The following is a 376-nucleotide window of genomic DNA, read 5'->3' as shown; positions in this document are numbered from 1 at the left end:
ATGGAGCGGAAGACGGGATTCGAACCCGCGACCCCCACCTTGGCAAGGTGATGTTCTACCACTGAACTACTTCCGCACTAAACAGGATGTATTGGGTTCTCCATTGTACGCTCTTAGAAGAATTTCCTCTTTCATGCAAGACTTTGTAAGAAGTCTTTTATCAAATATACAGGCTGACGAAAGTATTTACTTTCGTCAGCCTGTAAAAGATGCGGGTGAAGGGACTTGAACCCCCACGCCTCGCGGCGCCAGATCCTAAGTCTGGTGCGTCTGCCAATTCCGCCACACCCGCTAAGTATAAATGGCTGGGCTAGAAGGATTCGAACCTTCGCGTGACGGAGTCAAAGTCCGTTGCCTTACCGCTTGGCTATAGCCC

General features: G+C 50.3%; 2 tRNA genes. Both read right to left on the bottom strand.

From position 1 onward, the window contains the following. Position 1 precedes the first annotated feature (1 nt). Positions 2-76: transfer RNA gene (locus L2D08_RS23680), tRNA-Gly, on the bottom strand. A 134-nt stretch (positions 77-210) separates the two neighbouring features. Then, positions 211-292 (bottom strand) — tRNA-Leu (locus L2D08_RS23675). Between the last annotated feature and the right edge of the window lie 84 nt (positions 293-376).

Origin of the sequence: Domibacillus sp. PGB-M46 (assembly GCF_022668875.1) — a bacterium.
Classification (GTDB): domain Bacteria; phylum Bacillota; class Bacilli; order Bacillales; family Domibacillaceae; genus Domibacillus.
Note: the sequence above shows the minus strand (reverse complement) of the source record. Positions and strands in the feature narration are given on the sequence as shown.